Annotated in this window: 6 protein-coding genes and 1 pseudogene (1 of these 7 only partly in view); all 7 read left to right on the forward strand. The window is 70.1% G+C overall.

What is annotated here, in order from left to right; translation table 11 throughout:
- Window positions 1-172: 172 nt before the first annotated feature.
- On the forward strand, window positions 173-1240 hold the full coding sequence (locus B116_RS0108010; protein ID WP_027659729.1) for an iron ABC transporter substrate-binding protein: 1068 nt from the start codon (window positions 173-175) through the stop codon (window positions 1238-1240).
- Window positions 1241-1329: 89 nt separating this feature from the next.
- Window positions 1330-2841 (forward strand): ABC transporter permease, encoded by a 1512-nt coding sequence (locus tag B116_RS0108015; protein ID WP_018721803.1) that lies wholly within the window; start codon window positions 1330-1332, stop codon window positions 2839-2841.
- Complete coding sequence (locus B116_RS0108020; protein WP_027659730.1) at window positions 2838-3893, forward strand: ABC transporter ATP-binding protein; 1056 nt, start codon at window positions 2838-2840, stop codon at window positions 3891-3893. The genes B116_RS0108015 and B116_RS0108020 overlap by 4 nt, the downstream gene beginning before the upstream one ends.
- Window positions 3894-4006: 113 nt before the next feature.
- Window positions 4007-5491 (forward strand): DUF7782 domain-containing protein, encoded by a 1485-nt coding sequence (locus B116_RS0108025; RefSeq protein ID WP_027659731.1) that lies wholly within the window; start codon window positions 4007-4009, stop codon window positions 5489-5491.
- 61 nt (window positions 5492-5552) lie between these two features.
- Window positions 5553-5975, forward strand: a complete 423-nt coding sequence (gene dtd / locus B116_RS0108030; RefSeq protein WP_027659732.1) for a D-aminoacyl-tRNA deacylase — start codon at window positions 5553-5555, stop codon at window positions 5973-5975.
- Window positions 5976-6399: 424 nt separating this feature from the next.
- A pseudogene (locus B116_RS0108035) lies at window positions 6400-8523 on the forward strand (PA domain-containing protein); the annotation flags it as partial.
- Window positions 8524-8747: 224 nt separating this feature from the next.
- The coding region annotated (locus B116_RS0108040) for a S8 family serine peptidase (protein ID WP_188116007.1) crosses the window boundary (this coding region is incomplete at its 3' end): on the forward strand, window positions 8748-9785 show 1038 of its 1478 nt. Its footprint extends 440 nt past the window's final position.

A 9785-nucleotide genomic window follows, 5' to 3' on the forward strand; every position in this document is an offset into this window, starting at 1 on the left:
CGCCGGCAGCCATCCGGCGCTGACCTGCCCCTTGCCGGCCCGGACCTGCCCCTGTGCCGGCGCGATCGGTCCGCGACCGGGCCACCACCGTGATTCATCCCGCACACCACCTCACTGTGAGGTTAGCCTGTGCTAACTTCTCCGGGTTAGTCTCCGCTGACGTGTCGTGTGAATGAGGTTCGTCGTGTCTGCACTCTTCCGCCGGTCCGCTGCGACGATCGTCGTGACCGGACTACTCTCCGTTGGCCTGGTCGCCTGCGGGTCCGGTGCGGATGACACCGACCCCGGCGAGCCCAACGACAAGATCATCACTGTTTACAGCGGGCGGAACGAGAAGCTCGTCAAGCCGCTGCTGGAGAAGTTCACCGAGCAGACCGGCATCGAGATCCGGCCCCGATACGCCACCACCGCCCAGTTGGCGGCGCAGCTCGTCGAGGAGGGCGACCGGTCCCCGGCCGACATCTTCTTTGCCCAGGACGCCGGCGCCCTCGGCACCGTGGCCAAACAGGACATGTTCGCCACGCTTCCGGAGACCAGCACCGACCAGGTCACCGAGACCTACCGGGCGCGCAGCGGCCAGTGGGTCGGAATCAGCGCCCGCTCCCGGGTACTGGTCTACAACGCCGACCTGGTCCCCGCCGACCAACTCCCGACATCCGTCTTCGACCTGACCGGCCCGGCGTGGAAGGGCAAGGTCGCGCTCGCTCCGACCAACGCCTCCTTCCAGGCGTTCGTCACCGCGATCCGGGTACAGCACAGCGACCAGCGGGCGCAGGAATTCCTGTCCGGCCTCAAGGCCAACGAGGCGCAGATCCTCGACAACAACATCCGGATCGTTGAGGCCGTCGACGCCGGCGAGGTCCCCATGGGACTGGTCAATCACTACTACCTCGGCGCGATCGCCGAGGAGCAGGGCAGCACGCCCGAGGAGTTGAAGGCCAAGCTGCACTTCTTCCCCGACGGTGACACCGGCGCCCTGGTGAACATCGCCGGGGTCGGGGTGCTCAACCGGGCCGCCGAGGACGCCGACGCCCAGGCGTTCGTCGACTTCCTGCTCGGCGCGGAGGCCCAGCGGTACTTCGCCGAGGAGACCTTCGAGTACCCGGTGGTGACGGGCGTGGCCGGTCCGACGTACGTGCCGCCACTGGCCGACCTGAAGGTGCCCGCCATCGACCTCAACGACCTGGACACCCTCGAGGCCACCGTCGCCATGATCACCGACTCAGGGCTGGTGCCCTGAGCACTCCGACAACCACGGCGGGGTCGGTCACCAGCAGGCCGACCCGCTTCGCCGTACCCAACCGGGTACGACGGCTGGCGCCCCGACCGGTGCTGTTGGCGGCATCGACCGCGGCGGTGGTCGTAGCCCTGCTGCCCCTGACCTACCTCGCGCTGCGCACCGCGGAGGCCGGCTGGGACCGAGTCGTCGACGAGTTGTGGACCGAGCGGGTCGCGCTGCTCGCCCTGCGCAGCCTCGCCCTCGCCGCGGTGGTCACCGCCGCCTGCGTCCTGCTCGGTGTCGGCACCGCCTTCCTGGTCACCCGGACCGAGCTGCCCGGCCGGCGGTTCTTCGCGGTGCTGGCGGCGCTGCCGCTGGCCGTCCCCACGTACATCGCGGCCTTCGCCTGGCTCTCCGAGATACGCGGGCTGGCGGGCTTCTGGCCGGCGGCGCTGGTGCTGACGCTCTGCTCCTACCCGTACGTCTTCCTGCCGGTCGCGGCGGCACTGCGCGGCGCGGACCCGGCCCAGGAGGAGGTGTCCCGGTCACTGGGGCGCAGCGGATGGCAGACATTCACCGCGGTGACCCTACGCCAGATCCGTCCCGCCACGGCCGCGGGCGGGCTGCTGGTCGCCCTCTACGTGCTCTCCGACTTCGGAGCCGTCTCGATCCTGCGCACCGACACCTTCACCCGGGCCATCTTCGTCGCGTTCGACCTGGGGTTCGACCGCACCGGTGCGTTGGTGCTCGCCAGCGTGCTGGTGGCGCTGACCGTGCTGCTGCTCACCGCCGAGACCACCACCCGGCGGCGGGGCGCCCGCTACGCACGACTCGGTGGCATCCGCCGCCCGCCGGCCCGGCTGCGGCTCGGCGCCGCCCGCTGGCCGGCGTTCGCCGCGCTGCTCGGCGTAGCGGCACTCGCCCTCGGGGTGCCCGCGCTGAGCCTGGCCCGACGGCTCGCCGACGGTGTGTCCCGCCCCGGTGCCCTGGCCGAGGTGGCCGTCGCCGCCGGCAACTCGCTGACCGTCTCGTTGAGCGGCGCCGCGCTGACCATGCTGCTGGCGCTGCCGTTGGGGCTGCTCGTCGCCCGCGCGCCCAACGCGCTGACCACAGTGCTGGACCGGCTCGTGTACCTCGCCCACGCGCTGCCCGGGGTCGTGATCGGGCTGTCGCTGATCTTCTTCGGTATCACCGTGGCGTACCCGCTCTACCAGACCCGCTGGCTGCTGGCGCTGGCGTACGCGACCCTATTCCTCCCCCTCGCGGTCGGCGCGGTTGCCGGCGCCGCCACCCAGTCCCCACCGGGGCTGGAGGAGGTGGCCCGATCGCTGGGCCGGGGCCCACTGACCGTGCTGCGTACGGTGACCCTGCCGCTGGTCCTGCCCGGCATCGGTGCGGGCGCGGCGCTGGTCTTCCTGACCGGCATGAAGGAGCTTCCCGCCACCCTGCTGCTGCGGCCGACGGGGACAGACACCCTCGCCACCGAGCTGTGGACGGCCACGTCGGTCGGCGCGTACGCTGCCGCCGCCCCGTACGCGGCACTACTGGTGGCGATCTCGGCGCTGCCCACCTGGCTGCTGGTCTCCCGCAGCGGCCTGCTCGACAAGGAGGACCGGGGATGAGTGAGGTCGCGCTGACCGGAGTGGTCCGGCGGTACGGCGCGGTCACCGCGCTCGCCGGTGTCGACCTCACGGTGCCGTCCGGGCTACTCACCGCCGTGCTGGGGCCCTCCGGCTGCGGCAAGACGACATTGCTGCGCTGCCTCGCGGGGTTCGAACGCCTCGACGACGGCGAGATCCACATCGATGGTGTCCCGATCGCCGGGTCCGGCCGGCACCTGCCCGCCCACCGCCGCCGCATTGCCGTGGTGCCCCAGGAAGGCGCGCTCTTTCCGCACCTCAGCGTCGCCGACAACGTCGGGTACGGCTTGGGTCGCGCCGCCCGCCGCGGCGACCGGATCGAGGAGGTGCTGACCCTGGTGGGCCTTGCCGGACTCGGCCACCGGATGCCACACCAGCTCTCCGGCGGCCAGCAGCAGCGGGTCGCGGTGGCCCGGGCGCTCGCGCCCCGCCCATCGGTGGTGCTGTTGGACGAACCGTTCAGTGCCCTCGATGCCGGGCTCCGGGCCGGACTGCGTCACGACGTCCGGGAGGCCTTACGCGCCGACGGAGCGACCGGCGTGTTGGTCACCCACGATCAGGGCGAGGCGCTGTCCGTGGCCGACCGAGTGGTGGTGCTACGCGCTGGTCGGGTGGTACAGGCCGGGACGCCGACCGCCGTCTACCGGGAGCCGGCCGACGAGTGGGTGGCCGGTTTCGTCGGCGACGCGGTGTTGCTGCCTGCGGTCGTCCTGGACGGCGGCACCGCACGCACCTGTCTTGGGGACGTGCCGGTCGCCGACAGCGCCCCGGCCGGCCCGGTGACCATCCTCGTCCGGCCGGAGCAGGTCCGCCTGGGTACCGGCCCGGGGACGGTCGCCGCCACCGTACTGCGGCACGATTTCCACGGGCATGACGCGCTGGTCGGCCTCCGGCTGGCCGACGGCACCCGGGTCACCGCCCGGATCCTCGACGGCGGTCCGACGGTCCCGGTCGGTGCCGAGGTCGGAGTCACCGTCGAGGGCACCGCCCGGGTCTTCCCCACCACCGCCACCTCCACTCTGATCAGCGTGTAGGCGCAGCGGCCCCAGCGACGCCGTGGCGGCGCAGGCCCCGCTCGGCTGACACCTGCGGCCGATGTCCGGCGGGTGGCGCCCACGACGACGGCGGTGGCGGGCAGGATAGCGACGTGGACCCAGATGACATGCTCTTCTCCCCCGCCGGCGTGGCGGCGCTGCGCAACGCCCTCACCCGGGCAAACTTCACCTCGAACGGGATCGCCGGCCGGCTGGGGTCGCAGGCGACCGGCGGCATGGCCCGCAACGACTTCCGGGCCGCGCTGCGCGCCACCGAGGACCGCGATCCCCTCGCCACCCTGATCCGACTCTTCGTCTGCGAACAGACCGAGCCGTACGAGGCGGTCGCCACCGCGCTCGCGCCGCTGCCGATCAAGGAAGCGCTCGCCGGTGGCCTGGTCGAGCGGCACGGCGACGGCCTGCGGATGGGCCTCGACCTGGAGCCGTACGGGGACAACTGGTGGGTGCTCGCCGACGCGCCCGCCAGCACCCATCCCGGCCGAGCGTTGCAGGCCGAGCATGTGCTCGGCATCGGCGGCGCCACCCAGACCCTGATCGGGGCGACCGTCCGGCAGCCGGTCGAGACCGCGCTCGACCTGGGCACCGGTTCCGGCGTCCAGGCCCTGCACCTCTCCACCCACGCCCGGCGGGTCACCGCCACCGACCTCTCCGAGCGGGCGTTGCGCTTCGCCGCGACCACCGCCGCCCTCAACGGGCAGGACTGGGAACTGCTCCGCGGCGACCTGACCGCCCCGGTCGCCGGGCGTCGCTTCGATCTGGTGGTCAGCAACCCGCCGTTCGTCGTCGGGCCGGGCACCACCACCCACGTCTACCGCGACTCCGGACGGGTAGGCGACGCGATCGGTGCCGAGTTGGCCGCCGCCGCCCCGAGCCTGCTCACCGAGGGCGGCACCATGCAGTACCTCGCGAACTGGGTGCACGTCGCCGGCGAGGACTGGGCCGAGCGGGTCGCCGGCTGGTTCGCCGGCAGTGGGCTGGACGCCTGGGTGATCCAACGGGAGGTCGCCGACCCGATGGCGTACGTCAACCTGTGGCTCTCCGATGTCGGTGAGACGGCCAGCCCGGAGCGGATGGCCGAGTGGCTGGACTGGTTCGACGCGCACAAGGTCGAGGCGATCGGCTTCGGCATCGTCTCGCTGCGCCGCTCCGGCCACGACGACCCCGTCGTCCGGGTGGAGGAGCTACGCCAGCTGGTCGAGGCGCCGCTCGGCGACCGCGTGACCGAGTGGTTCGACCGCCAGGAGTGGCTCCGGGTTCGCGATGCCGATGAGCTGCTCGGGGCACGGTACCGGGCCGCCGACGACCTCCAGCTGCGGCAGGAGGCCACCATGAGCGACGAGGGGTGGTCGGTCGAACGGCAGCTCCTCGCCATGCCGCGCGGCCTGCGCTGGACCGAGGAGATCGATCCGATCGTCCTGGCCCTGGTCGGCGGGGCGGATGGGCGGTTGCCGCTGCGCGATCAGCTCGCCCTGCTCGCCACCGCGCACGATGTGGCCCCGGGCGAGCTGGCGGAGGCGGCCGGCCCGATCGTGGCCCACCTGGTCGAGCGCGGTTTCGTCGAGCCGGTGGTGGAGTGATACGGGCGATGGTCGGAGTGATGCGGTCGGCGGTCGCGGTGATACGGGCGGTGGTGGACTGATGCGGGCGGTGGTGCAGACCGTTAGCCGAGCCCAGGTCACGGTCGACGACGTGGTGGTGGGGGCGATCAACGACGGCCTGCTGGTGCTGCTAGGAGTGACCCACTCCGACACGACGCAGACCGCCCGAACCCTCGCCCGCAAGGTGCACGAGCTGCGGATCCTTGACGGGGAACGGTCGGCCGCCGACCTCGGTGCCCCGATCCTGGTGGTCAGCCAGTTCACCCTCTACGGGGACGCCCGCAAGGGCCGCCGCCCGAGTTGGACCGCCGCCGCCCCGGCGGAGGTGGCCGAACCCCTGGTCACCGCGGTCGTGGAGGAGCTTCGTGCCCGCGGGGCCAAGGTGGAGACTGGGCGGTTCCGGGCCCAGATGCTGGTGGAGAGCGTGAACGTCGGCCCGCGCACCATCCTGCTCGACCTCTGATCGCGGCGACGACCGACGGCACCAAGGTCGCCACCCCACAGCGGCCACACCAAGAGGGTAACCAACCAATCACGGAGTGTTTACCTTTCGGGGTGCGGTAGGTAGAACTATGTCTATGTCTTCTCATCCAAGCCCCTTCGCTGCTGGCGGGTCACGGCGGCGGCTGATCGCCGCCGTCGTGGCCGCCGGGATGGTCGCTGCGTCTGTCGCCGCGATCGACCCAGCCGCCGCGACCGCCGGCCTGTCCCCGACAACCGCACCCCTCGCCACACCCGCCGCCACTCCGGAGGCACACACGGTCACCCTGGTCACCGGTGACGTCGTCACCGTCCGGACCCTCGCCGACGGCAAAACCCTCACCGAGGTCGACCAGCCCGACGACGCCACCGGCGGCTTCAGCGTCCAACAACAGGGCGACGACCTCTANACCAAACCAGTCACCATCACCAACAGCGGCACCACCCCGGTCACCCTCGACCTGGCCACCACCGGCAGCGACGCATTCACCCTCAACGACTCCACGGTGACCGTGCCCGCGGGCGGCCAGGTGGACGTCCCCGTAACCGCCAACCCGAGTGGAATCGCCGTCGGCTCACACTCCGGCCACCTCGTCGGCACCGACCCGACCACCGGCGACACCATCACCCGTACCGCCCTCGGCCTCCTCAAGGAAGACGAACGCTACGGCCTGACCATCAACCTCCGCGACCGCAACGGCGATCCCGCCCAGGAATTCGTCATAGTGCGAGCAGCCGGCGAATGGTTCCCCCGGTACATCCCGGTAGATGGTGAACGGACGCTGCGCCTGCCACCGGGGACCTACACCCTGGAGACGAAGGCGGAGATCCCGGGTGAACGGGCTGACTCCCTCGGCCTCGCCCTACTGGCCGCCCCGGAAGTCGTACTCGACAAACCAACCGAGGTGAACCTGGACGCCAGCCAGGCCCGACTCCTCGACACCACCACACCCGAGCGCACCGAAGACCGACAGCGCCTGCTCCAGTACACCGTCGACCATGGCACTGGAGGCACCCCGAATTACTACATCCACTCCATCTCGCCGATATACGACGACCTGTACGTCCTACCGACCGAGAAGGCCGCCGAAACCTCATTCGCCATGGCAGCGAAATGGCGCAAGGGCGCACCAGTCCTGAGCCTACGCGCCCTCGGCCTACTCCCCATCGACGCCGTCGTCCAACCCGGCAGCACCATCACCACCGGCAAACAATGGCTACGCCCCATCCACGCCGGCAACGGCACCCCCGAGGACTACACCAACCTCGACGCCGACGGCAAAATCGCCGTCGTCACCCGCAACAACGACATCAGCGCAGCCGACCGNGCCNCNGCCGCGGCAGCCGCCGGAGCCNAANTGCTCCTNNTCGTCAACGACAACCCCGGAATCCTCCACGAAAACGTCGGCGAATCACCNATCCCCGTCGCCAGCATCCACCGCGACATCGGAAACGCCCTGATCAAACTCGCCGAATACGGCATACCACCGCTGAAGGTCACCCAAAACAAGTACCCCGACACCATCTACGACCTGACCAAAGTCTGGCGGGAACAGGTACCAGACCAGCCCCTCACCTACCACCCCAACCACCACGACCTGGCCCGAATCGACGCCCGCTACCACGCCGTCCACAACACCGAAGGTTCCGGCTACCGCGCCGACACGGCCATCGGCCTCCCCCTTGGGGTTCTCGAACCGGAGTGGCATCCCGGCACCCGCACCGAGTGGGTCACCCCGGACATCCCCTGGGTCGAGACTCATCTACAGCGTGATCATTCCGCCGTGGCGGACCCACGCACCTACACAAAGGGCACGACCACCAGAGTGGACTGGTTCGCACCCGCCATCCGACCGGCCTTCAACCAGTCAGCCTGGACCCAGAACAGTCGGCACCAGGATCTCATGACTCTCAACCCGAGCCCCTGGAGCCCCTCGGGCACCACGCTCGATTACCGCGGGATGATGAGATATCCGATGGCGCAAGAACACATCAAGCTCTACCAGGGCGACACCCTGCTGCACGAAGACCAGAACTTTTCCCACCTAATCAACAAGGAGGTGCCGGCCGGCACCCTGCCGTACCGGCTGGTGTTGGACGCGTCGCGCCCGGCAGACGACTGGCGACTCTCCACTCGCACCCACACCGAGTGGGACTTCATCTCCAGCACCAACGACGCCGACCCCGGCGCCCCTGAACCGCTCACACTGCTGCAACTCGACTATGAGCTAGAGACCGACCTACGCGGCGACGTCGAGGCCGACACCCACCAAGAAATCAGCATCACCGCCGGGCCACAGCCCGGCGGCTCCGGCACCGGCACCATCACCACCGTGGAGCTTGAGGTCTCCTACGACGACGGCACCACCTGGAAACCCGTCACCCTCAAACCGGGCGACAACGACCGCCACACCGGAACCCTGAAGCTACCGAAACAANCCGACGGCTTCATCTCCCTCCGCGCCGCCGCCGAAACCGACACCGGCTTCGCCATCCGACAAGAAATCACCCGCGCCTACGGCCTGCGCTGACCCAGCCGGCGGGGTCCCCGAACCAACAACACTCCGGGGACCCCGCCCGGCCCCAACCCACCCCAGACAACCCTGCTATCCACCACCAGTTGACCCTCGTCACACCAATCATCCGCGGCATCCAGCGGCACAGTCGCCGAAACGCCGTGACGGAATGGCACATCGTGGCGACCACCCCGGTCACTGACTGTTCACCACTCGAACAATTAGGTGGAGGTATGCACATGTCTTATTCTCCAACCCCATTTGCTGCTGGGGGGTCACGGCGGCGGCTGATCGCCGCCGTCGTGGCCGCCGGGATGGTCGCTGCGTCTGTCGCCGCGATCGACCCAGCCGCCGCGACCGCCGGCCTGTCCCCGACAACCGCACCCCTCGCCACACCCGCCGCCACTCCGGAGGCGCACACGGTCACCCTGGTCACCGGCGACGTCGTCACCGTCCGGACCCTCGCCGACGGCAAAACCCTCACCGAGGTCGACCAGCCCGACGNCGCCACCGGCGGCTTCAGCGTCCAACAACAGGGCGACGACCTCTACGTCATCCCCGACGAAGCCATCCCCCTGCTCGCCGACGACCGAATTGATCGGCGNCTGTTCAACGTCACCGACCTGATCGAGATGGGCTACGACGACGCCCACACCACCGAACTACCCCTCATCGCCACCTACCCCGAAACCACCACCCGCACCACCACCACCGCACCGGAAGGGACAACCCTCACCCACGACCTACCCGCCATCAACGGCCACGCCCTCACCACCGACAAAGAAGACACCCGCACCCTCTGGAACGCCCTCACCACCGGCTCCGGCTCCGGCTCCGATCAGACCCGCGCGGAAAGCGGCGTCGCCAAGCTCTGGCTCGACGGCCAGGTACACGCCACCCTCGCCGAGAGTGTCCCCCAAGTCGGCGCCCCCGAAGCGTGGGAGGCCGGCTACGACGGCGACGGCGCCACCGTCGCCGTACTCGACACCGGCATCGACCCCACCCACCCCGACCTGGCCGACCAAATCAAGGACAGCGTCAGTTTCGTCCCCGACCAGGACGCCACCGACCCGCATGGGCACGGGACCCACGTCGCCTCGATCATCGCCGGCACCGGCGCGGCCTCCGACGGCGACAACACCGGCGTCGCACCCGCAGCCGACCTGATCNTCGGCAAAGTCCTCAACAACGGAGGCAGCGGCTACGACTCCTGGATCATCGCCGGCATGCAGTGGGCCGCCGAATCCGGCGCCGACGTGGTCAACATGAGCCTCGGC

Source organism: Salinispora fenicalii (assembly GCF_000514815.1).
GTDB classification, from domain to species: domain Bacteria; phylum Actinomycetota; class Actinomycetes; order Mycobacteriales; family Micromonosporaceae; genus Micromonospora; species Micromonospora fenicalii.